The organism is Pseudoalteromonas sp. H105 (assembly GCF_001469215.1).
Taxonomy (GTDB): Bacteria; Pseudomonadota; Gammaproteobacteria; order Enterobacterales; family Alteromonadaceae; genus Pseudoalteromonas.
Window position 1 is genome coordinate 174,249 of sequence record NZ_LOFH01000008.1, and the last position, 22,479, is coordinate 196,727.

Here is a 22,479-nt window from a genome sequence, read left to right on the forward strand (position 1 = left end):
CCTTTATTTTTTTGAGCTAAAGAGATTTCGATATTGACCCGGTGTTATGCCAAGACGAGCTTTAAAATGATGGTGTAAGTGGCTTTGATCATGAAAGCCACACTCATGTGCTACTTGGCTAACGTTTAAGCCATGTTTTAATAATGTTTTTGCTTGAAAAATACGGCGCTGTATTTGATAGGCGTGTGGCGTTAAACCATATTGTTTTTTATATTGGCGAATAAAATGAAATGGACTCATATGGCTAAGTGCTGCAAGCCTCTCAAGGCTAACTTCTTCACAACAAAAGGCATCTAGGTACTGTTGTGCGTAGGTAAGGTTTGATTTTGATTTAAGTTTTTTTAATTCTCGATAGTCTTGTTTAAACGACAGCATTAATTGGGTCATCACACTGTAAAATAGGCTTTCGGTGTGAAGTTGGTTGTTTGTTTTTGTGGTTAAGCAGTTTAATAATTGATGTAACTGAAGCTTTAAAGAGTGATTGTTATAAACAGCGCTATCAAAATAAGGGGCGCCGCAGCGAATACCATTTAACTCTTGCGATAGCTCTGCAAACTGCTCTGGACGTGGGTACATAGCGCGATAAGCCCAACCCGTTTCTGTAGCCGTTTGACCGTTATGAATTTGATCAGCATTGACTAAAATAATACTATTTGTCGGTGCGATATGATTACTGCCGCTTCGATAAAACTTTTGAGCTCCTGAATCAATTAGACCAATGGTATAACCTTCATGACTGTGGCGCGAAAAATTTTGATGCGTAAAGCGTGCTTGTAAGACTTCTAATCCACCTAACTTTTCATGGTAAAAAAAAGTTGATTGTTCATCTTTCATTTGCACTACTTCTGCTATCTTACGGTTATTTAATTCGAGTATATCTAAATTGATATACAAAGCTTGTAAAAAATTGCTCATAGTAGGACATGAAAAGTCACAATTCGACGAGTTCAATAGGCGTATAAAGTTGTATGTGGCATTATCACGTAAGAGACACATTTAAGGGGGATGAATTTCGATGGTTCAGCAAGTTTTGCAGAAAGTTAAAGTATGGGATGGCTTTATCCGCAGTTTTCATTGGTTGTTAGTTGTTGCGATTGCGACGCTGTATTTTAGTGCTGAAGAAGGCATGATGGAATTGCACTTTATCGCTGGGTATTTCACATTAGCCTTGCTGTTAACTCGGCTTGTCTGGGGAGTCATTGGTAGTCAAACTGCAAAGTTGAGCGCGCTCCTGTACTCACCTATTGCTGCAATAAAGTCATTCAAGCTTGGTGATACAAAGCCAGGCCATGGAGCAGCTGGTAGCTATATGGTCATCGCATTTTTTATTTTAGTTTTGACACAATTAATTAGCGGTTTAATGACCACAGATGACATTTTAACAGATGGGCCCTTAGTACAATACGCCTCCAGTAATGTGGTTGAGTGGGCTGGTTGGGTCCACCATAATAACTTTGACCTGCTGTTTTATGCGATTATTTTACACGTTGCGGCTATTATTGTTTATCGTATAAAGGGCAAAAAGCTGGTTAAAGCAATGATCACAGGGCGAGCTGATAATGCACAATTGAGCGATGATTCTAATGTTGTTAAATCGCCTTTGCTCGCTTTTATTATTTTTGTGATTTTGCTCGTTGTGTTAATGGCAACGTGGGGAGCTGAACCACTCAGTTACTTATTTAGTTGAGCAAAATAGTGATAAAAAACGGGGCCCTATTGGCCCCGTTTTTTATAGCGTGTGTGTATCTTAGTCTTTAAAAGACTTATGACAATCTTTACAGCCTTTAGCCCACGGACCAAACGCTTTAGCGATAAGCTTTTTGTCACCGGTTTGTGCAGCAACAGCTAATTCATCAGCATATTGCTGAAATGCAGCCGCTTTTTTCATGAACGTTTCATTATCGCTCCAGATAGCAGGTAAAGCAGACGTATCACCTTTGTCTGTGCCTGCACCAAATGCTTCCCATGGCATCTTTGACAATGCTGCCGCATTATTGGCGCGATGTTTAAAGCGCTCAGCATCAAAGTCTACTTTGCCTTTAAGCATGTCACCCATATCGCCGATTTGTACGCGGATCATAGAAAATGCAGCTTTGCGATACTCAATCGCATCGCTAGGCTTTTCAAATGTCGCGTTAGCTGATGCGCCCAATGTCAGGGTCGATAATACCGCCCCTAAAAAAATATGTTTTAATTTCATTCCTTTTGCCCCTTTATAGGTTATATAAGCAGTACCAAGTAAGTTGTATCTTAGCCTTAATAATAATACAAGTGTATTGCGGTTAAACTAATAGTGCACTAATCGCTTTATTTTTACTCATTCTCAATCATTGATATCAATGTCAGCAAATATCATACCTCGGCGCATGCTGCGTGTGGCCAAGAATACTTCACCTAATAAAGACATAAATGCGCAAATTAACAATGCCATTGCACCAACAAAACAACTACCAATAGTAACACCGAGGTTAACAGCTTGAATATGTGACAAAAAAAGCAACATCACTACGGCACATACAAGCACAGCACTTAACACGCTCAAACTAAATGCGACATGAATACATCGCGAGCGCTTCAGTAAGGCTCTAAGTTCTGTCGTAAGCGATATATTAAACTCTTCGTCGATACTCACTTTCAATTTTCGTTCCAGTTGCCTAGCACGGTCTGTGATTCGGGCTAAACGATTAGAAAGAACGCCAAGGGTTGCTGCAATACCCGTAATTAAAAAAACGGGCGCTACCGCAGTTTGTATTACTTTGGCCATTGTTAATATGTTAATAACTTCTGAGTTCATTTATTCACTTTTCCTCGCGACTTTGTGTATTTTTCATTTTTATTTACAAACTTTCACAAATGGGTTTTTTGGTTTAACTTCTTTTATAACATAGTGTTAGTGCAGTGCCTTGAGTGTATTTCATTCTATTTGTAATTGGATTGTAACTGTGTTGTTGCCATTTTCAGTGTGGTAGTTTTATATTAGGCATCAGTATATGTTTATACTCACGTTAGACACCATAAAACATAACACATCCCAGGGGAAATCATGTCTAAGAATTTAATAAAAAGAACCGCAGTTGCAACAGCTGTTACCAGCGTACTTATTGCAGGTGCTGCAAACGCAAATTCAATTAACCAATCAGCACTAAAGCACCAAGGTTACACGCCAATTTCTCAAGCTGACGTCGCTGATAAAAAAGAGCCAACGTCTTTCCTTGTTGTATTAAAAGCAACCACAGCCGCTGATATGATGGAGCAAGGTACATATAGTGTATCTAGCGCTCGCGCGAGCTACGACAATGTTCAAACTTTACAAAGCCAAGTTAAAGACAAGTTATTTTCGCTTGACTCAAACGTAAGAATTCTTGGTGAAACAAAAATATTAGCACCTACTTTGATTATCCAAGCAAGCCCTGGCGCACTTGAAAAGATTAAAAATGACCCACGTGTAGACCGTGTTTTACCAATGTTTGATTACGACCTACATGTAGCAGCTACAGCAGATTACATCAAAGCAACACCAGTAGTGAACGGCGGTATGTATACTGGTTCAACACAAAAAGTGGCCGTGCTAGATACCGGTATTGATTACACTCACGCAATCTTTGGTGGTGCAGGTACCGTTGAAGCTTATGATGAAGCGCAAGCAGATCCTACTATGGTTACATGGCCGCAAGGTCAGGTAATGGGTGGTTACGACTTTATGCGTGACGACGCGGATCCAATTGAAAATGATCCTGAAAACCCTACAGATGAAGACTCTCCAACAAGCCATGGTACATCGGTTTCTCACTCTGTAACGGGTATTGCGCCTAATGTAGAGCTATATGTTTACTCTGTGTGTGGTGGCGGTTGTCCTAGTGCAGCACAATCTGCAGCACTTGAAGCGGCAATGGATCCAAATGGTGACGGTGATACATCTGACCGTGTAGACGTTATTAACATGTCTCTAGGTGGTGAATTTGGTGACACTTGGGTTGGTGGTGGTACACAGTATCTAATCCAACAAGCTGTTGAAGCTGGCGTAAACGTTGTTATCTCTGCAGGTAATGATGGTGATAACCCATTCCGTATTGGTGGCCCATCTACTACACCTAATGCGCTTTCTGTTGGTGCGATGACTCACCCTGCAAATGATGTTGGTGTGGCTTCAGGTTCTGTGGCTGGTACTGAAACAGTTATTCAACCTTCAAACTTTGGCCCACAGACAGCGTTTGCAATGACTGAAGCAGATGCAGAAGTTATTTACCCTGAAGCAAATCAAAATGGCTGTGAAGCATTCGCTGATGAAATTGATTTCACCGGTAAAGCAGTGTTGATTGACCGTGGTGCGTGTGCGTTTACACAAAAAGTACTTAATGCTCAAGCACGTGGTGCAGCATTTGTATTTATCGCAAATAATAATGATGATGGCACACCTGCGCCAATGGGTGGCTTTGATGCTGACGTTACTATTCGTAACGTCGGTATTAACTTTGCTGCGGGTGCAGCGATGAAAGCTCAGTTAGAAGCCGGAAATGCAGCAACATATAGCATCATGGTTGAGCGCAGAGTAACAGCCGGTGCCGTTGCTTCATTCTCATCTCGTGGTCCATCAATGGATGGCTTACTAAAACCTGAAATTACAGCTCCTGGTACTGATATCATGGTTGCTGCAACAGGCACGCAAGATGGCCTTGCTCCAGCGACAGGTACCTCATTCTCAGGTCCGATCACTGCGGGTGCAGTTGCACTTGTTCGTGAAGCACATCCAACACGCTCAGCGCTTGAAATCAAAGCAACAATCATGAATGCTGCTGACCTTAACGTTACTGTAGACCCTCTTACAATCAACCCTGATTCACCACTTGCGCCTATTAGCTTAATTGGTGCTGGTTTAGTTGATGTAGAAAAAGCGGTTAACCTACCTGTTGCTGCATGGGTTGTAGATGACGAGTACCAAACAGCACAAGCTGCATTGTCATTTGGTCTTGAGCGTATGACTGAAATGAGCAGCTTCACTAAAACTGTTACATTGAAAAACTTCTCAGACGAAGATAAAACATATGATCTTCGTATTGAAGAGCGCTTCATGAACGACGCTGACTCAGGTGCAGTTAGCTTTGATATCCCACGTAGTGTTACAGTTGCTGCAAACGAAGAAACCACATTTGAAGTAACAATGACAGTTGATCCAACCATGTTGCATGACTGGACATTGGAAAACCCGTTCAGTGCTGACGATTTAGCTGCACGTAGCCCTTCATTAACAATGGCAGAATTTGATGGCGCATTAGTATTTGATGATACATCAACGACTGATACGGATCATGATTTACATGTTGTCTATCACGCACTGCCTAAAGCAGGTGCAGAGCTTGAGTTTGCTTTCGAAGACGTTGATGGTGTAACTGAGCTAGTTGTTGAAAACGTAGGTGCAGTTGATGTTTCACCAATCGCTGAGCAAGTAGTTGCTAATAGCCCTCAAAACGATGAAGCTGACTTTGATATCTTAAGCACAACATTTGCTGCTTATGCGTCTGAAAATTGTGATTCAGGTGTATTTATCACCTCTTCAATCCAACTACGTGACGAAATTACTCATATGCGCCAAGTTGGTGTTCGTATGAACTTGGACACTGATAACGATGGTGTTTATGATCACTTCATGATGAATTTAAACGATGTAGGTCGTTCAGCTGCCATCCCAGGACGTAGCCGTACATTAATTGGTTCAATTGACGCTGATGGTAATGACGGATGGATGTGGGGCACACCTATGTTCCATGAAGCTGGTGAAAGTACAGTAACATTCTCTGGTTGTAGTGAATTAATGGGCTTAAATGCAGATATGCTTGGCGGTCAAATCAACATCCAAGCTTCAGTCGGTTACCCGAGCTACCAAGCAGGCGTTTATTTTGAAACAGATTCAGCTGTAGGTTCAACAACCTTTACTGGTAACCCTACAGTATCAATGCTTGCAACTGATGGCAGTGGCGACAAGTTAGATTCTCTAGCACCAGGTCAAAAAGCTGTTGTAGAATCTATGGGTGCATTCGCACTAACTTCACCTGCTGGAACGCAAGTTTATCTAACTGCGCCACGTGATATCGCCGATGCTCCTAAGGTTCCAGCTTTAGTAATCGCTGACTTTGCAATTGACGAGTCATTATTTAATGGTCTAACCGTTGGTTCAATTGAGTTTGAAGATGAGACTGGTTTAGATATTGCTTACTTTGAAACGTTGAGCATGTCAGCTCCTGGCTTAATGGTTGATGCTGAAACGGGTGATATTATAGTTGAAGATACAGACTTAATTGACTCAGAAGCAGGCTTAACAGAAATCATGATCACTGTTAAAGCGGTTGATGTAATTGGTACTGAATCAGCGCCAGCGACATTCACTGTCACAATTAACAACGTGCCAGATGAAGCGCCTGTTATCACATCAGGACAACATTTCAGCGTAATCGAATCAGCTGAAGAAGGCACTGTGATTGGTCAACTTGACTTTGAGCTGTTTGAAAGTGCAGCGACGATGATGAGCTCTGCAAGTGTATCTGGTACAGATGCGATTTCAGTAAATGAGCTAGGCGAACTAGTCGTAACTGGTAGTTTAAATCACTATGCAACACCGACGATGGAAATGGAAATCACGATTACAGATGATACTGGTTTAGAGTCTGAAGCAGTCCCAGTTATGTTGAACGTTGAAATTGATCCAATGTCTCACGCACCAATGATTGAGATGAACCAACGTTTCAGAATCGACGAAAACGTTGCACTTGGTACAACGATTGGCATGCTTGATTTCTCTGACCCAGATGCTGATGTTTCTCCAGTTGAAAGCTTCATTGTTTCTGGTAGCTACCTAGTGTCAGTTAATCCAGACGGTACAATCGTAACTGCTGGTGAAATTGATTATGAATTTGACCGCGAAATTATCTTCAGCGTTCAAGCTGTAGATAGCAAGGGTTATGTATCTAAAGCTGTTAGTGTTGAAATTGGCGTAAATAACTTACGTGCAAATGATGACGATGACAATGATGATTCAGGTTCATTAGCTTGGTTAACGCTACTTGCTGCACCATTTGCGTTTATGCGTCGTCGTAAACAAAAATAATTGCAGACTAGTAAATTAGTTATGTTTTAAAAGGGAGCTTCGGCTCCCTTTTTACATTGCTTTACAAACATATATAGGTAAGTAAGCAAGATTTATATATATTAGCCATGGTGGAAAAATAACAACATTTAGGGAAACTCATGAAACCAACCCATTCTTTTGCAATTGCCGCACTTTCCATGGCGATCTTAACGGCGTGTGGTAAAGCGCCTGAACATAATACGCAATCAGTTGATGAGACCACTCAGCAAGCATCAACATATGCAGATGACGCTGCAAACATTTCTGCGCCTGAGGCAAATAAAATCCCCTTTGAAATGACGATTCATGGCGATACACGCATCGATAACTATTACTGGATGCGTGATGATGAGCGAAAAGATCCTGCAGTGATAGCGCATCTTAATGCTGAAAATGCTTACACTGATCATCAACTTGCTCATACTGTACAACTTCAAGCAACGTTGTTCGATGAGCTAAAAGGGCGTATTCAAAAAGACGATGACTCAGTGCCGACAAAGAACGGAAGCTATTACTACTCCTCGCAAACACGGGGTGATAATGAATATCCGACTTACGTGCGTGCTAAAGATGCAAAGGGCACTGATCAAGAAGTCATCTTGGATGTTAATGAATTAGCGCAAGGCCATGATTACTTTGCTGCTACAGGTTTAACCGTGAGTCCAAATGGTAACTTGCTTGCTTATGGGGAAGACACGGTAAGCCGCCGCATATACACCATTTTAGTCAAAGATTTAACCACCGGTGAGCTACTAAAAGATAAGCTAGAAGGGACTAACGGGGATGTAGTCTGGGCGAACGATAATAAAACGTTTTATTACATTAAAAAAGACTTACAGACATTGTTAGGTTACCAAGTTTATCGTCATACGCTTGGTACGCCGCAATCGCAAGATGAGCTGGTATACGAAGAGACAAACACAAGTTACTACACCAGCCTTGGTAAAAGCAAAGACGAGCAAGAAATCTATATTTGGCATGGGAGCACCAGTGCGTCTGGCGTCTCAGTGATCGATGCAAATAACGTAAAAGCGCAGCCAAAGCGATTGATTGAGCGTGAAGAAAACCTTGAATACGACATTGCCAAGCATGGTGATTGGTATTACATAGTAACAAACCTTAATGCAGTGAACTTTCAATTAATGAAAGTCCAAAAAGACAAGGCGTACGACAAAGCGAATTGGCAAACAGTGATTGCTGCGCGTGATGACATTAAGCTTGAAGGTATTGATTTATTCGCCAACCACCTTGTGTATAAAGAACGTGAAATGGGGCAATCTCGTTTAACTGTTCGTAATTTAACGTCTGGCGATGAACAAACTCTGGGCTTTAACGATAGCAGTTATATGATTCATGCTTACGGTAATAATGAACTAGATAACCCTAGTTTACGTGTCTACTATGCAAGCATGACTACGCCGGGCACCTCGTATGATATTGATTTGAATACTACTGAGAAAACCTTGTTGAAGCAACAAGCCGTGGTAGGGGACTTTAATGCGGATAACTACGCCTCTGAGCGCTTATTTATTACGGCTCGCGATGGTGTCGACGTTCCTGTCAGCTTAGTTTACCGTAAAGACAAGTTTAAAAAAGATGGCACAAATCCATTGTTGCAATACGCGTATGGCTCATATGGTGCAACGATGGATCCGCGCTTCTCAAGTTCGCGTTTAAGTTTACTTGATCGTGGTTTTGTCTTTGCTATTGCGCACATTCGTGGTTCGCAAATGTTGGGGCGCCCTTGGTATGAAGATGGGAAGTTACTGAATAAAAAGAACACATTTAATGACTTTGTTGATGTCACTAAAGGGTTAGTATCACAGCAATATGGTGACGAAAGTAAAATATTTGCTATGGGTGGCAGTGCAGGTGGCTTGCTAATGGGGGCGGTGGCAAACCAAGCGCCTGAACTGTATCAAGGTATGGTGGCAGCGGTACCGTTTGTCGACGTTGTGACAACGATGCTTGATGCCAGCCTTCCACTGACTACGAACGAGTATGGTGAATGGGGTAACCCTAACGAGAAAGTGTATTATGACTATATGTTGTCTTACTCACCGTATGATCAGGTTAACAAACAAGCGTACCCCAATATGCTTGTAACCACAGGCTTACATGACTCGCAGGTGCAGTACTTCGAACCTGCTAAGTGGGTTGCTAAGCTACGTGAGTATAAAACTGACAATAATAAACTGTTATTCAAAATTGATATGGAAGCAGGGCATGGCGGGGCATCGGGGCGTTTTAAGAGCCTACAAGACACCGCGTTTAATTATGCATTTATACTCGACTTAGCGGGTATTAAACAATAGTCAACACTGTTATCAATCAAGGCGTGATTTGAATCACGCCTTGATTTTTTGCGTTAAGTTAAACCTAAACTGTGTGCCCTTTCCGATTTCACTATGTACATTAATTTCACTGTTCATTAGCTTGAGTAATCCTTTACAGATTGCTAACCCTAAACCGCCTTGCTGGCGGCCTGCTTTGTTAGCATTACTGGCTTGATAATGAGGTTCGAAAATAGCGGTCAGTTCCTCTTTGTTAATCCCTATTCCCGTATCGCTTACATCGACATACAATTGTTCAGTATGCGTTTTAGTTACACGTATATTAATGCTGTCACCATGATTTGTATGGCGTATAGCATTATCAATTAAATTGCTGAGTACCCGTTCAAGCTTTGCAATATCGGCAACGACAGTAAAATCACAAATTGCCGGTTCTACTCCTAAATTGATCCCTTTATTTTGAGCGGCTAGGCTAAACTTGGCGATGCAGTCATAAATCAGCTCACCTAAATTAAATGTTTCGGTTTTAATTGTTATTTGCCCATTTTCAAGGTTTGCTAATTCAAAAATTTGCTCAATTAAGCGCTTTAGTTGGTGGCAATTATTATTTGAAACAGCTAAATAATGTTGCTGCTCTTGGTTGGATAAATGCCGTGCAGGACTTGTTAATACCTCTAAAAAGCCTTGTAAAGACGCAAGGGGGGTTCGTAAATCGTGAGATAAATGAGTCAGTAACTCTCGTCGGCGTAAGTCACTTTGTTGTAAGGCTTTAAATTGTTCGTCGATACGATTTAACATCGCTTGTATACCTCGGCTTAAATGACCAATTTCATTATTTTTATTGCTATAGACTGGTAATTTAAAATCAGTTAACTGATAGTTTGCCGCTTCAATTTGGCTTATATCATTCGCTAAGCGCTTAATGGGGGAAGTAAAAAACTTAAACAGTAACAACATGGCAATAAACAAAAATAACAGTGCTGCTATAAGCCATAACCCTTTAACGTACAGACTGTCATTGGCTTGGATTCGACTTAATGTGGTGTCATAAGCTTCACCCCCAATAATGATGTACATGTAGCCTTGTAGGGTTTCTTGATTATACACCGCGACGGCTGAAAATATTTTTTGTTTATTTTGATCTCGTGGGTCATCGCCATACAGCGGTGTTAATGTTGGATCCTTGATTAACCGCTTTAAAGGAGATAGGTTGATATGTGTGCGTTTAACTTTACCTGCTTGTGCAGAGTAAGTCAGTATTTTCCCGTCTGGATCAACAAAGTAAAATTCAAACGCAGGGCCCAACAGCATCAAAGTATGGAAGAGATTTTCAAGCGCTTTATAGTCATAAACTCCCTTTTTAATTAATGGGTTATCTTGCACTAAGTGCTCGGCCAAATTTAAGTGTAAGTTTTGCTCCGCATGGTGTTGTGAGCTATGTTCTAGCTGTTTGCTCCAGTTATAAACGAGTGCACAAATGAAACAAAAGATAACCACCAAAGACCAGGCTAATTTTTGATATAAAGATAAGTTAAAAGTGGCTTTCATATTTTAATTACTCAATTGGCTGGGGTTTAGTTTATAGCCAACCCCCCACACGGTTTCGATAAAAGGCGCTTGGTGGTGTTGCTCTAATTTTGATCGCAGCCGATTTATGTGTGAATTGACGGTGTGCTCATAACCGCTGTGTTGATAACCCCACACTTTATCAAGTAGCTGTTGGCGGCTGAATACATGGTTGGGATGGCTGGCAAAGTAAGCGAGTAGGTCAAATTCGGTTGCAGTGAGGTTGATGGCTTGTTTCGCTAAAAATGCTTGGTGACTAGCAAACTCGATGAGAAGAGAACCCAGCTGAATGTTTCTTTCACAGCTAAAATCATGTTCGTTATTTATACTTGCCGCTAGCAATTGGGCTCTGTGACGTAACTGGGTTTTAATTCTAGCTTGTAGTTCACGAGCAAAAAAAGGCTTACAAATATAGTCGTCAGCGCCCATTTCAAGGCCTATCACTCTATCCATATCAGAACTTAGCGCGGTGAGTAAGATAACTGCAACCGTTGGATAATGCTCTTTAACCTTTCTACATAAGCTTAAGCCATCCATTCTCGGCAAGTTAATATCGAGAAGTAATAACCCATATGATTGAGAAGCCATTTTTTTTAGTGCAGCTTCTGCGCTATCAGTGTGATCTATGTGAAGATTTAGTGGCTCAAGCTGCGTAGTTATGAGCTGTCTAATTGCTCTATCATCTTCTATTATAAGTACTTTTTCATGTTGCATACAGTCACCTTATGGGAGGGCGCATCCATGCACCCTGTTACCAAAAAATTACTGTGTCCGCGTAATGACCACTTTAGCGAGTGGGTTATCAAACTTATGCTCGCTATTTAATACCGAGCGCGTTAGACCATCGTGTTGGCTTACCACGCCAGGGTGCATTGCAACGACATTCACGTCATCTCTGGCTTCATTAAAGCCTTCTCCGCCGTCAGCAGGACCAGGAATCGTGCCTGATGATTCAGAGTTACTCTCTGTTCCTGCATCATAAGCGAGTGTGAAGTGCGTTAATGTTTCGTTTACAGCTAACGAGGACACATCCATAGCATTAAGACCGGTAAAACCATCATTTGTATTCACCATCATTGTGCTAAGTGATAACTTTAATGATTCTAAACTATCCGTTGTGAGGGTTAATGTTGTCTGCGCGCCCGGTGCAACAGGGGCTTCGCTTGATATATTGGCAATCGCTGAACCAAATTGTAATAGCACACTGTTGTCACCCCCTTCAGCCATTCTTTCTAAGGCTGTTGTCGCGGGTTCGCCAATTTTCCAAAGTGATCCTTCGGTGTGAGCAATGACTGCGATGGGAGAAAAGGGTTGCCCAGCCGTTAGATTACTCACTTCTACGGTAAACGTATAACTGATTGGTTCGGGGAGCGGCGTACTTTCATCATTATCATTAGAATCGCTACAAGCGGCTAAAGTACCCGCAAGAGCAATCATTATTAAGTGTCGATTAAAGGCTAACATAGCACTGCTCCTACTTAACTGTAATGGTTAGTTTTGCTACTGGGTTTAACCATCTATGTACGGTATTACTTAAATCACTTGCTCCTGCCGCTAAATCGTCATCGCCAAGGTTACCTGGGTGGATGTGTACCATGGTATTGCTCTGCGAGCTTGATAAACCACTGCCGCCATTACCTGCGTTGCCTCCAGGGGCCGCAGGGATACCTGGCGTACCCGGCGCACCAGAACCTTCAACAACAAGCTCATCGTTGGCTTCAGTGCCTGCGTCATAGGCATTTAAGTAGACCGAATAGGTGCCAGCTTCTGTAGGTATTTTCCAGCTATCTAGGCCAACGAAACCATCATTGGTGGGTAACAACATGGCTGCGATTGATAGGTATTCATTTGCGTCTGTTGACATGAGGGTCGTCATTGTTGACGTGCTAGGCGCTAAAAGCCCCTCAGCAGGGTTGGCAACGACATCACTGCCTGCTGCGTCTGCCTGTGCTATTAAGGGGGTTAAGTTACCACCTTCAGCCATCGTCTGTAGTGCCGTCGTTGCAGGCATTGCGACTTCAAATAAGTGCTCGTCGCTATTATGTGCGGTGATTAAAATGGGTGTAAAGTGTAACCCTTGTGTAAGATTGGTCAGTTTTAATTCAAGTTCTGCAGCGGAAAGTGATTGACTAGCAAGCGCAGTAACCACTGCAAGAGTGAAGGTTGAGGCTTTCATTGTATATTCCTGTTATTGATGAGTCAGGGTTAGTATCAAATAGCAACATCATGAAAGCCTCACAAAGTTATCACTTTTTTATCACAAGGCTACCACCTGACTTTTTGCAGCGAATTGGGGTCTTCACCAATGAGTGTTTTTACGACTTGGTTATTTTCATCTAACAGGATTAGGCGGGGAACTCCTTTGTTAGCATACTGGTTGTATATAGCACGATCCGGGTCAGCAATCAGTGAGTAGCTGATATTATATGCTTGCTGAAATTGCAAAAGTGATTGCGTGTTCTCCTCGCGTCCAATGGCGATAATTTGTAATTGTGAATCTTGGCTCAGTGAGGACTGTTGGAGTTGTTTTATTAGGCGTTGTGAGTCTGAACACCAAGTCGCAAACAGTATCACTAGCTTCTTTTTTTTACCCAGACTAACGTCGTTATTATAAATATCGATAAAATGGGCGTGTGAGAAGAGGTCGCCTGTTTTTATATAGGTTTCATAGCCTACAGGCGCATTTAGAGCGGATTGTGTCGCTTGTGTGTTAGCAATTTGTGAGCATGCCGCTAGCCCAAGCAGTGAAGTACACATAAGAGCGACGCGAAAAAATGAAGATGTCATTACTAAATTCCTTTTTAAGGTGAGTGATTAATAGACATTATGCCTTAAAACAGTCACTATAAATAAAAAAAGGAGATGATAATGGAAGAAAATCATAAGGTTGAACCAGTGATAGCCGATAAAGAGCAGCGTACATGGGCGATGCTTTGCCATTTAAGTGCATTGGCAGGCTTTATTGTGCCAATGGGCAGCGTAATTGGGCCGCTTATTGTGTGGTTGATTAAAAAAGAAGACATGCCACTTGTCGCAGAGCATGGTCGTAAAGCACTTAACTTTCAAATCACGATGTTAGTCGCTTACATCGTGTGTTTTATTTTAATGATTGTCGCAGTTGGCGCTATTTTATTACCAATAGTGGCTATATTCTCATTTGTTATGGTGGTTATTGGCGCGATTAAAACCAATGATGGAAAACCCTTTAGCTATCCATTTAGTATAAATTTGATAAAATAATTCATGCGATTTTAATTAAAGCCCAGCGATAAGCTGGGTTTTTTATATGTATCATTTAAGGCTTGAATGGCTTATTTAACATTACTTTTTACGGCATTTATATCGGCCACTTTATTACCAAGTTCATCCGAAATAGTGCTCACAGCCATGATCACCAAAGGCGAATATATACTCTGGCTATTATGGTTAAGTGCAACGATTGGAAATGTGTTGGGTAGTTGTGTTAATTATTGGCTGGGAACACAAGTGATGCGCTTTAAAGATCGTAAATGGTTTCCTGTTTCTCAGCGGGGAATAGAACAAGCGCAAACACGCTTTCAAAAATACGGTGTTTATAGCCTGCTATTTGCGTGGTTACCACTCATTGGTGACCCTTTGACGGTAGTCGGAGGGATTTTTAAAGTGCGCTGGTGGACCTTTTTATGGTTAGTTACCTTGGGCAAAGGAGCACGTTATTTGGTGGTGCTAGCCTTTGCCGTCGGATTAGACAATATGCTTTAAGATTTGACCCAATCAAGTGTAAGAGACACCGAATCAGCAAAACGTAATGCATGTGGTTTATCTACACGTGCTTTTGCATAATTAACACTACTGTGGCTGTGACATACAGCGAGTATCTCGGCGACTAGTTTTTCCAATAGCAAGAAGTGTCCATTTTCAACCATACTTATCACTTGTTTGGTGATTGTTTTGTAATTTAAAGCTTGCTCTACTTCATCTGTTTCACACGCTTGATCCGCTGGATAGTGAATCTCTAAATTAATCACCACATCCTGCTTTTTTTCACGCTCTTCTGGATTAAAACCAATAAAAGTACGCAACCTCAGATTAGTGACATGTATAATCGCATTAGCCATTCGTTACCCTTTTATCAATTGTAAAAACTCATTACGGGTTTTAGGATCAGCTCTAAAGTTACCCAGCATAACCGACGTACGCATACTTGAATTTTGCTTTTCCACGCCGCGCATCATCATACACATATGTTTTGCCTCAACGATAACACCCACCCCTTTAGCACCCGTTACTTCTTCTACGGCTTTTGCAATTTGATGAGTTAGTTGTTCTTGTATTTGAAAACGGCGAGAAAACATATCAACGATGCGTGCAAATTTAGATAATCCAAGTACTTTTCCATTGGGGATGTATGCAATATGGCAGCGACCAACAAAAGGTAATAAGTGGTGTTCACACATAGAGTAAAGCTCGATATCTTGAATTAACACCATATCGTCTGCATCCGACGTGAACACCGCATTGTTTGTTATTTCTTCAAGTGTCTCTCGGTAGCCTTTCGTCAGGTACTCCATTGCTTTTGCTGCGCGCTTTGGGGTATCAAGTAGGCCCTCACGTTGTGGGTCTTCACCTACGGCACTGATAATTTCTTGGTAGCTATTTTTTAGTTCATTGTGCATAAAGTTCTCAATTTTTAATTCGTTATTTTAAATGTCTGCCGCCATCGACAGGTATTGTGCGCCCAGTGATGTACTGACTTTTCAGTAATAGCTCGACGCTGTTAATAATTTCTTCGCAGCCAGGTTCAATCCCCATGAGTGATTTTTTAAGGGTTTTAGCGCGATAGAATTCGTCATCGTCTTGATTAAAGATTATTAATGAAGGGGCGATGGAGTTTACTTTTATACGTGGTGCATACTTGGCTGAAAATGATTTTGTTAAATTATCTAAAGCCGCTTTACTGGCAGCGTAAGCGAGGTGTTTTGGGCTGCCTGTTTCTACAACATAGTCTGTAAGATGAATAATATCTGCTGGCCTTTGGGTGCTTTGTTGATGCTCAAGCAAAAGTGGGGCACAGTTTAAATTAATTAAATAGGGGGCTTTAGCGTGAATACGCATCATGTTATCAAATAAATCTGCACTGTCTGGATTATTCGCTTCACAATCCCAACTTGAGGCGTTGTGTATTATTGCTTGCAAGGATTCAGTGTGGCTCTTTAGTGTTGAAATAAATGCGTATATTGCTTCACTACTATTAAAATCAGCCACCAAGCATGTGGCTCCTAGCGATTCTAACTCATCGATGGCGCTGTGGCGTGTGCGGTAAGTAATGATCACTTTTTGTCCTGCATTAAGCAGGTATTTTGCAAGCGCTAAGCCTATACGTTGGCCTGCGCCAGTTATCAAAATCGGCGATGTCATAAATGTGGCAGCTCTCTACTAAACGCGATGTTTTAATTTTAGTCACTATAAACTAAATTACAGTAATATTTCACCTATAGTCTCATAGGGTTATCCACTTTTTTACGAATTAACGAATTTATTCGATCAATGTATTAATTCTTATCACTTTGCGGATGCAATGTTTATTAGCATAATAAATATTGCAATATTAAGCATAGTGGTGCGTTAGAGTGATTACAAACATTCTTAAAGTGAAGTCGTGGCTATTCCCCCTCTCATTTATTGTCTTTATTTATAGTGGTTTATTGTTAAGCCAAGGCTTTATCGACTTATTAAATAATTTAACGTCGCAGCTGGCTATTGCATTGACGATGGCTGTTGGTTCGTTTGTGGCCGGAGGAACCGCTTTAGGTGGTGGTGCGGTTGCATTTCCAGTCATGACTAAAGTGTTGGCTATTGAGCCGGTGACGGCAAAAACGTTTTCGCTTGCGATACAAAGTTTCGGGATGAGTGCGGCTGCGCTTACTATCATTTTTACTGGTATTCGGTTCTATCGCACAGTGGCATTCGTGGCAGCTCCTTTTGCAATTCTAGGGGCAAGTATGAGTTTAATCTTTATTGCTGAGCATGTGCCAAGGTTAGTCGTCAAAGGCGTATTTAGCTGCCTTTTGCTGTGTTTTGCGCTAACACTATTATGGCGTATTTATCGGCGCGCGCACCACGTTTGTAGTGACACGTATATACAGACAAGTTTTGTTGTGATTGCGATGGCGGCATTTATAGGGGGCGTGGCATCTGGGCTTGTCGGCTCGGGGGCTGATATTGCTGTTTTTGCTGTGTTGATTATGGTTTATAACGCTAACTTACAAAAAGCAACGGCGACTTCAGTGTTGATTATGGCGGTGACTTCAGTCGTCTCGAGCCTCATTTATTATTATTTTTTAGAAGCAGTTACTACTGAAATTAAGGCTTATTTACTGGCGGCAATTCCGGTGGTTGTGGTGGGAGCTCCGCTTGGTGCATACGTATGTTCAAAAATGAAAAGCGGACAATTAATTGCGTTATTACTGCTTTTAATTGCCCTTGAGGTCGCGTTCACTTTTTATGAGCTATTGCAGTATTAAAGTTCATCATACACGGTTGGGATAGCTTGGCGTTTATGCTGCGTTCGCAAATAAATCGCAATCAATTTTTCACTGATCTCGTCACTAACAGGTTTACCCTCTAAAAAGTCATCTATTTGTTCATAGCTAAGGCCAAGGGCCTCTTCATCTGTTAAGCCAGGGCGCTCACACTCTAGATCGGCCGTGGGGGCTTTTATGACTAATAACTCTGGTGCGCCGAGTGCTTTAGCAAGTGCCCTAACCTGGCGTTTAGATAGCCCAAATAACGGGGCTAAATCGCAGGCGCCATCACCAAATTTTGTGTAAAAGCCGGTAATGTTTTCAGCGCTGTGATCGGTACCCACAACTAAGCCTTGGGTAAAGCCGGCTATTTCGTACTGGGCTACCATGCGTTGGCGTGCTTTTACGTTTCCTTTGATGAAGTCTATTTGGGATTGTTCCGGTAGCGTTTCACCACTGCCGACAATCGCTGCAAGTGCTTGCTCATGCATGCCATCGGCTGCTGGTTTTATGTTTACTGTTAAGCGTTTACTAGGCTGAATAAAATCAACAGCTAGTTGCGCTTCGTCTTCATCGGCTTGCACTCCATAGGGTAAACGTACCGCGATGAATTGATATTTATCCGTGTTTTGTTCTTCATTTAATTGATTCACGGCCAGTTGACATAAACGGCCACAGGTTGAAGAGTCAACACCGCCGCTAATGCCAAGTACCAAAGAGCGCGAATGTGCCGCTACTAGACGATTTTTGATAAAATCAACGCGACGGTTAATTTCACTTTTTATATCTATATTCGGCTGAACTTTCATTTCAGCGAGTATGTCGGCACGCATTTAGGGCTCCTAATAAGTTTTGGGTTGTCATTGATATTATGTTATTCGCAGTGATTAATTTAAAGCCCTAAGTGTTGCTTTATTTTTTCAATCTCGGCTTTTAAGTCATTAATTTCTGCAAGTAGCTCATTGAGCTCGGTTGCTTTGAGTTGTGGTTGTTCAGGCGTGTCCGCTGTGGTTAAGGTCGTTATGTCCGCATCTGTGAATAAGTGACTGTAGCGACTTTCTCGTTTGCCTGCTTCTCGCGGGTGTTTTATGACGTATTCTTTTTCAATAAGGCCGTTTAGCGCCGTTTCAACGTCTGCAACATTATTAAAATCAGCTAAGCGGCTACTTCGCGTTCTTAATTCACCGGGGGTTTGGGCGCCACGTAGCAGTAAAGTGCAGATAATGGCACGTTGTTGTTCGCTAAATTGCAAGCTACTAAATTCGGTATTACAAAATCGATGTGCATATTTATTAACTCGCCCTGATAAGCCTTCGTCTAATGTTACTAACCGCAGCGCGACAAGTTCATCTAACGTATCCTGTACTTGCGCTTCGGACAAGGAAAGTACGGGCTCTCGGTTAGATTTTTGATTGCATGCATTTGTCAGGCTATTAAGTGACAGTGGGTAGTGCTCAGGCGTTGTGCTTTGTTTCTCTAATAAACAGCCGACCACACGTTGCTGATGAATTGTTAGTTGCATAATTTATCCTTATTATTTTTATTTTAACCAGTGTTCGAGCTTAGGGTTTAAGGCATCAAAGTCGAGGGGTTTTGATAAATAATCATCCATGCCTGCTGCTAAGCATTTATCTCTATCGCCTTGCATCGCGTTAGCCGTTAAGGCGATGATAGTAATGTTTTTATATGATTCCCCACCGTCACCGTTACGAATCGCTTGCGTGGCTTGGTAGCCATCCATTTCGGGCATTTGACAATCCATTAGTATTAGCATGTAAGGCGATTTGGTCGCATTTTTTAATTTTTTGAGTGCGTCTAATCCGTTTTCCGCAATATCAAATTTCAATCCTGCTTGCTTGAGTAATGCAGAAGCCACAATTTGGTTTACTTTATTGTCCTCAACCAAGAGAACCTTAGCATGTTCATCGTTAAGCTGCTTTGAAGGCTGCGCTACCGGTGTGGCGAAAGCATGGTGTTGCTGCTCAATGAATTTTTCATTTGCTAATGAATCAAACAAATCAGACGGTGTAAGAGGTTTGAATATTATACAATTAGGTTCTATGGGGAGCTGTGCGTTTTCGATTGAAAAACTCATAGGCGCCATGAGAATAAATTTGAGTTGGTGCTGTTTTAAGTATTGTTTGAGTGCGTCTATGCTCGGTTTATCAGCGATTGAAAAATACATATAATCAATTAAAATGGCATCTATAGGTTTATCGCTATTGATGAGGGTATCACCTAGCAGTGGGTATTCGCTAACAACCTGTGAGTTAGCTCCCCAAACTGTAAGCTGTTTGTTCGCAATCATGCTATTAAGTGGGCAGCTATCAACAATAAGGATGTGTTTACCCTTGATTAAATGACTCGGTAAATCTTGCTCTTTGCTCAGTAGTGTTTTTACTTTTATTGAGAATGAGAAAGTGCTTCCCTCACCAGGTGAACTGGCGACGCTGATTTCACCCTCTAAAAGCTGGCATAACTGCTTTACAATAGCTAAACCAAGTCCAGTGCCACCGTATTGGCGAGTTGTGGATGTGTCGGCTTGAGTGAATGAGTCAAACAGTGAGGCTTGTTTATCTGCCTTTATGCCAATGCCAGTATCAATGATTGAACACATTAAAAATGTGCCTTCAGTCGTTTCTTTTAGCTGAGCAACCACAATGATTTCACCGTCTTTGGTAAATTTCACCGCATTACTAAGCAAATTCATAATAATTTGACGCAGTCGGTTGGGATCGCTAACAACCTTATTTATTTTGATCTGGGTGGCGTCTAAAACCAATTTAGTGTTGTTTTGTTCAGCTTTTAAAGCAAAAGATTCAATCGTTTCACCCAGTAATTTGGGTAAATTAAAAGGGATGTGCTCAATATCGAGTTTACCTGCCTCAATTTTAGAAAAGTCCAAAATATCATTAATGATATTGAGTAACGAATGACCGGATGACTGAGCCAGCTGAATATGATGCAATTGCTGAGGGTCTAGTTTTGTGTGTTGAACGATGTCAAGCATACCTAGTACGCCGTTCATGGGTGTACGAATTTCATGACTCATACTTGCCAAAAATTCGCCTTTAGCAGCTACGGCTTGCTCAGCTGCTTCTTTTGCTTTTACTAATTGTTGTTCAGTTTCAATACGCTGCTCACTAGAATGCAGACTGCCAATGAGTGCAGCAACCGCAATTAAAAAACTTTCTTCGTTAGACGACCAGGTTCGGGGTTGATGGCAGTTTTCAGCACACACAACACCAACAGGGCTACTGCCACTGACAATGGTAACACTAAGGATTGACTCTATAGCCAGTGGTTTTAAGTAAAATTCACACAGCGGGGCTGTTAATTCATTCTGCTTTGCATTGGGCGCCTTAATGATCATTTGATTATCAATCGCTTTGAAGAAGGTGTTTAACTCATGTTTTTTCCATGTATATAGCATTGAGCTTTCAGGTGAAATCGTGCCGTGATAGGCAAAAGAGAGTAGTGCGTCTTTTTTATCATTAAACAACCAAATACTCGCTCTTTCAACTTTTAGCGCCTGGCAAATAGCGTGTGTAATAACATCTTTTGATTGCTTTAGGTGGCCAGTCAAAATGGCTTTATTAACAGTAAGCGAAGCTAACACTTCATTGTGTAGCGCAATTTTATTATTCTCAAGTTCAGTGCATTTGCGGGTATTAATATCTTGCAGTGAACCAAATATACGCGCACAACGACCATTATGGGGTTCTGTTTCTCCATGCACTAACACCCACAACGACTCGCCATTAACATCGACAATTTCTAGCTCCGTTTCAAAGCTCTGCGCTTTTTTGATGGCACGCTCTATTAACTCTTTAATTTTATTACGGCTACTACCTTGTTTAAAATAGTCAAAGTTATTGGGCCATGTGGGTTGCTCATCCAGTGGAAATTTAAAGATTCTTTTGGTTGTATCTGACCAATAGACCTGTTGCGTTTCTAAGTTGTAAGACCATGCGCCAATTTGCGCAATACTACTCATCGAGGAGAGTACTTTTTCATTTTGTTGTTGTAGATTGTGCATTTTTAAAAAGAACCTAAATGCCCAAGCAAGAATGCATAAAATGACTAAAATAGCTAAACGCAGCGGCCATACAGAGGACGCAGGTGGTGACCAGCCAGCTTTAGGACTAACGTATAACACCCATTCTCCACCTTGAATGCGTATTTTTAGTGCCAATGGATTAGTTGATAATATAGTGTCACTACCATAAAAAAACTCGCCATTAGCGCCTTGACCATTACGACCTTGTATCGCTACATTATAGTTTTTTTCAAGTTCGTAAATGCCAGAGTTGGCGTAGACTTTATTGATATCTAATACGACAGATAATAGTCCCCAAAAGGTCTTATCTGGCGGTAGAAATACTGGCACTCGCGCTATTAATGCTTCACCCCCTTGCACAAGAGTGAGCGGGCCTGCCATCACTATTTCGTTGTTATCTCGGGCTTTCACCGCGCCAGCACGTTGCGCCTTGTTTTCTAAAAAGTTGAGACCGATAGCTTTCTCATTACCTTTGAGTGGGTAGGTCATGCGGATCACCATATCAGGTGCCCCACCAATATTTCGTAACTCAGAGGAAGTATCGAAAAGAGGCCCTGCAATTTGTGCAAACCTGTGCTGCTCTAGGTTGGGCTCTGCTGCAACGGCCACTGCCAAGCCCCGTACGAGCTGAATGTTGGATATTAAAGTTGAGGAAAGTTGCGTCCTGTAAGTATCAACCTCTGAAAGAATGAGCAAGCGATGAGCTTGTTTGGCACGGTTATAGTTTATTTGGTCGAGCATGAGGCTGGTTATGAATACAACCCCTAGCGATAGCCAAAATGTCAGCTTATATCTATTGGCTTGGTTATGTTCTTTTTCTTTTGACCGCTGCATTAGAACGTTTACTTTTTAAATAGGCTAGACAACTATAGTCAATTTATCATGGAATTAAAAATACATTTAATAAATTAAGAAGGTGATTTGCGTTGGATTTAA

20 protein-coding genes are annotated in these 22,479 nt (G+C 41.6%); 6 read left to right on the forward strand and 14 right to left on the reverse strand.

All coding sequences use genetic code 11. The annotated features are described in order from the left end of the window. Window positions 1-3: 3 nt before the first annotated feature. Window positions 4-915 (reverse strand): AraC family ligand binding domain-containing protein, encoded by a 912-nt coding sequence (locus tag ATS75_RS14440; RefSeq protein ID WP_414858290.1) that lies wholly within the window; start codon window positions 913-915, stop codon window positions 4-6. A gap of 115 nt (window positions 916-1,030) precedes the next feature. Between ATS75_RS14440 and ATS75_RS14445 the strand changes: the two genes are divergently transcribed. Then, on the forward strand, window positions 1,031-1,687 hold the full coding sequence (locus ATS75_RS14445; protein WP_152996229.1) for a cytochrome b/b6 domain-containing protein: 657 nt from the start codon (window positions 1,031-1,033) through the stop codon (window positions 1,685-1,687). Window positions 1,688-1,747: 60 nt separating this feature from the next. Here ATS75_RS14445 and ATS75_RS14450 read toward each other — a convergent pair whose 3' ends face one another. Beyond that, window positions 1,748-2,200 carry a c-type cytochrome gene (locus ATS75_RS14450; RefSeq protein WP_058561120.1) on the reverse strand — a complete coding sequence of 151 codons (453 nt, stop codon included), beginning with the start codon at window positions 2,198-2,200 and terminating at the stop codon, window positions 1,748-1,750. Window positions 2,201-2,323: 123 nt separating this feature from the next. Beyond that, window positions 2,324-2,794 carry a DUF2721 domain-containing protein gene (locus ATS75_RS14455; protein WP_058561121.1) on the reverse strand — a complete coding sequence of 157 codons (471 nt, stop codon included), beginning with the start codon at window positions 2,792-2,794 and terminating at the stop codon, window positions 2,324-2,326. 249 nt (window positions 2,795-3,043) lie between these two features. Between ATS75_RS14455 and ATS75_RS14460 the strand changes: the two genes are divergently transcribed. Further along, window positions 3,044-7,099: a S8 family serine peptidase gene (locus ATS75_RS14460; protein ID WP_058561122.1), complete on the forward strand. Its 4,056-nt coding sequence runs from the start codon at window positions 3,044-3,046 to the stop codon at window positions 7,097-7,099. A 140-nt stretch (window positions 7,100-7,239) separates the two neighbouring features. Beyond that, on the forward strand, window positions 7,240-9,435 hold the full coding sequence (locus tag ATS75_RS14465) for a S9 family peptidase (RefSeq protein ID WP_058561123.1): 2,196 nt from the start codon (window positions 7,240-7,242) through the stop codon (window positions 9,433-9,435). A 33-nt stretch (window positions 9,436-9,468) separates the two neighbouring features. Here ATS75_RS14465 and ATS75_RS14470 read toward each other — a convergent pair whose 3' ends face one another. The 5 genes from ATS75_RS14470 to ATS75_RS14490 all read right to left on the reverse strand — a co-directional run bounded on the left by ATS75_RS14470 (window position 9,469) and on the right by ATS75_RS14490 (window position 13,767). Beyond that, window positions 9,469-10,962 (reverse strand): sensor histidine kinase, encoded by a 1,494-nt coding sequence (locus ATS75_RS14470; protein ID WP_058561124.1) that lies wholly within the window; start codon window positions 10,960-10,962, stop codon window positions 9,469-9,471. Between the two features lie 3 nt (window positions 10,963-10,965). Continuing rightward, window positions 10,966-11,694, reverse strand: coding sequence for a response regulator transcription factor (locus ATS75_RS14475; protein WP_058561125.1), 729 nt, complete (start codon window positions 11,692-11,694; stop codon window positions 10,966-10,968). Between the two features lie 48 nt (window positions 11,695-11,742). Further along, window positions 11,743-12,444, reverse strand: a complete 702-nt coding sequence (locus tag ATS75_RS14480; protein ID WP_058561126.1) for a spondin domain-containing protein — start codon at window positions 12,442-12,444, stop codon at window positions 11,743-11,745. A 10-nt stretch (window positions 12,445-12,454) separates the two neighbouring features. After that, window positions 12,455-13,156: a spondin domain-containing protein gene (locus tag ATS75_RS14485; protein ID WP_058561127.1), complete on the reverse strand. Its 702-nt coding sequence runs from the start codon at window positions 13,154-13,156 to the stop codon at window positions 12,455-12,457. 89 nt (window positions 13,157-13,245) lie between these two features. After that, window positions 13,246-13,767, reverse strand: coding sequence for a TlpA family protein disulfide reductase (locus tag ATS75_RS14490; protein WP_235591186.1), 522 nt, complete (start codon window positions 13,765-13,767; stop codon window positions 13,246-13,248). Between the two features lie 81 nt (window positions 13,768-13,848). Between ATS75_RS14490 and ATS75_RS14495 the strand changes: the two genes are divergently transcribed. Beyond that, window positions 13,849-14,220: a DUF4870 domain-containing protein gene (locus ATS75_RS14495; protein ID WP_058561128.1), complete on the forward strand. Its 372-nt coding sequence runs from the start codon at window positions 13,849-13,851 to the stop codon at window positions 14,218-14,220. Between the two features lie 66 nt (window positions 14,221-14,286). Beyond that, the gene (locus tag ATS75_RS14500; protein ID WP_058561129.1) at window positions 14,287-14,721 is read left to right on the forward strand and encodes a YqaA family protein; all 435 of its coding nucleotides are present in this window, start codon (window positions 14,287-14,289) and stop codon (window positions 14,719-14,721) included. Here ATS75_RS14500 and folX read toward each other — a convergent pair. The 3 genes from folX to folM are packed head-to-tail and all read right to left on the reverse strand — an operon-like array spanning window position 14,718 to window position 16,377. Continuing rightward, window positions 14,718-15,077 carry a dihydroneopterin triphosphate 2'-epimerase gene (gene folX, locus ATS75_RS14505; RefSeq protein ID WP_058561130.1) on the reverse strand — a complete coding sequence of 120 codons (360 nt, stop codon included), beginning with the start codon at window positions 15,075-15,077 and terminating at the stop codon, window positions 14,718-14,720. The genes ATS75_RS14500 and folX overlap by 4 nt on opposite strands. Before the next feature lie 3 nt (window positions 15,078-15,080). Then, window positions 15,081-15,635: a GTP cyclohydrolase I FolE gene (gene folE / locus ATS75_RS14510; RefSeq protein WP_058561131.1), complete on the reverse strand. Its 555-nt coding sequence runs from the start codon at window positions 15,633-15,635 to the stop codon at window positions 15,081-15,083. Window positions 15,636-15,657: 22 nt separating this feature from the next. Continuing rightward, the gene (folM, locus tag ATS75_RS14515) at window positions 15,658-16,377 is read right to left on the reverse strand and encodes a dihydromonapterin reductase (RefSeq protein ID WP_058561132.1); all 720 of its coding nucleotides are present in this window, start codon (window positions 16,375-16,377) and stop codon (window positions 15,658-15,660) included. 212 nt (window positions 16,378-16,589) lie between these two features. Here folM and ATS75_RS14520 point away from each other — a divergent pair, with 212 nt between their 5' ends. Then, entirely contained in the window at window positions 16,590-17,483 is an 894-nt protein-coding gene (locus ATS75_RS14520; RefSeq protein ID WP_235591187.1) for a sulfite exporter TauE/SafE family protein, read from the forward strand. On the opposite strand, the gene nadE is transcribed toward ATS75_RS14520, so the two are convergent. The 3 genes from nadE to ATS75_RS14535 are packed head-to-tail and all read right to left on the reverse strand — an operon-like array spanning window position 17,480 to window position 22,377. Continuing rightward, complete coding sequence (nadE, locus tag ATS75_RS14525) at window positions 17,480-18,316, reverse strand: ammonia-dependent NAD(+) synthetase (RefSeq protein WP_058561133.1); 837 nt, start codon at window positions 18,314-18,316, stop codon at window positions 17,480-17,482. The genes ATS75_RS14520 and nadE overlap by 4 nt on opposite strands. Before the next feature lie 59 nt (window positions 18,317-18,375). After that, window positions 18,376-19,005 carry a YceH family protein gene (locus ATS75_RS14530; protein ID WP_058561134.1) on the reverse strand — a complete coding sequence of 210 codons (630 nt, stop codon included), beginning with the start codon at window positions 19,003-19,005 and terminating at the stop codon, window positions 18,376-18,378. Window positions 19,006-19,023: 18 nt separating this feature from the next. Beyond that, entirely contained in the window at window positions 19,024-22,377 is a 3,354-nt protein-coding gene (locus ATS75_RS14535) for an ATP-binding protein (RefSeq protein ID WP_058561135.1), read from the reverse strand. Between the last annotated feature and the right edge of the window lie 102 nt (window positions 22,378-22,479).

What these genes read in the sequence shown, in the direction of transcription:
- ATS75_RS14450 (WP_058561120.1), bottom strand. Translation starts at nt 2,200, where the DNA reads ATGAAATTAAAACATATTTTTTTAGGGGCGGTATTATCGACCCTGACA.
- ATS75_RS14500 (WP_058561129.1), top strand. Translation starts at nt 14,287, where the DNA reads ATGGCTTATTTAACATTACTTTTTACGGCATTTATATCGGCCACTTTA.
- folE (WP_058561131.1), bottom strand. Translation starts at nt 15,635, where the DNA reads ATGCACAATGAACTAAAAAATAGCTACCAAGAAATTATCAGTGCCGTA.
- nadE (WP_058561133.1), bottom strand. Translation starts at nt 18,316, where the DNA reads ATGCGTGCCGACATACTCGCTGAAATGAAAGTTCAGCCGAATATAGAT.
- ATS75_RS14465 (WP_058561123.1), top strand. Translation starts at nt 7,240, where the DNA reads ATGAAACCAACCCATTCTTTTGCAATTGCCGCACTTTCCATGGCGATC.
- ATS75_RS14475 (WP_058561125.1), bottom strand. Translation starts at nt 11,694, where the DNA reads ATGCAACATGAAAAAGTACTTATAATAGAAGATGATAGAGCAATTAGA.
- ATS75_RS14530 (WP_058561134.1), bottom strand. Translation starts at nt 19,005, where the DNA reads ATGCAACTAACAATTCATCAGCAACGTGTGGTCGGCTGTTTATTAGAG.
- ATS75_RS14480 (WP_058561126.1), bottom strand. Translation starts at nt 12,444, where the DNA reads ATGTTAGCCTTTAATCGACACTTAATAATGATTGCTCTTGCGGGTACT.
- ATS75_RS14440 (WP_414858290.1), bottom strand. Translation starts at nt 915, where the DNA reads ATGAGCAATTTTTTACAAGCTTTGTATATCAATTTAGATATACTCGAA.
- ATS75_RS14470 (WP_058561124.1), bottom strand. Translation starts at nt 10,962, where the DNA reads ATGAAAGCCACTTTTAACTTATCTTTATATCAAAAATTAGCCTGGTCT.
- ATS75_RS14455 (WP_058561121.1), bottom strand. Translation starts at nt 2,794, where the DNA reads ATGAACTCAGAAGTTATTAACATATTAACAATGGCCAAAGTAATACAA.
- ATS75_RS14460 (WP_058561122.1), top strand. Translation starts at nt 3,044, where the DNA reads ATGTCTAAGAATTTAATAAAAAGAACCGCAGTTGCAACAGCTGTTACC.
- ATS75_RS14490 (WP_235591186.1), bottom strand. Translation starts at nt 13,767, where the DNA reads ATGACATCTTCATTTTTTCGCGTCGCTCTTATGTGTACTTCACTGCTT.
- folM (WP_058561132.1), bottom strand. Translation starts at nt 16,377, where the DNA reads ATGACATCGCCGATTTTGATAACTGGCGCAGGCCAACGTATAGGCTTA.
- ATS75_RS14485 (WP_058561127.1), bottom strand. Translation starts at nt 13,156, where the DNA reads ATGAAAGCCTCAACCTTCACTCTTGCAGTGGTTACTGCGCTTGCTAGT.
- ATS75_RS14535 (WP_058561135.1), bottom strand. Translation starts at nt 22,377, where the DNA reads ATGCAGCGGTCAAAAGAAAAAGAACATAACCAAGCCAATAGATATAAG.
- ATS75_RS14495 (WP_058561128.1), top strand. Translation starts at nt 13,849, where the DNA reads ATGGAAGAAAATCATAAGGTTGAACCAGTGATAGCCGATAAAGAGCAG.
- folX (WP_058561130.1), bottom strand. Translation starts at nt 15,077, where the DNA reads ATGGCTAATGCGATTATACATGTCACTAATCTGAGGTTGCGTACTTTT.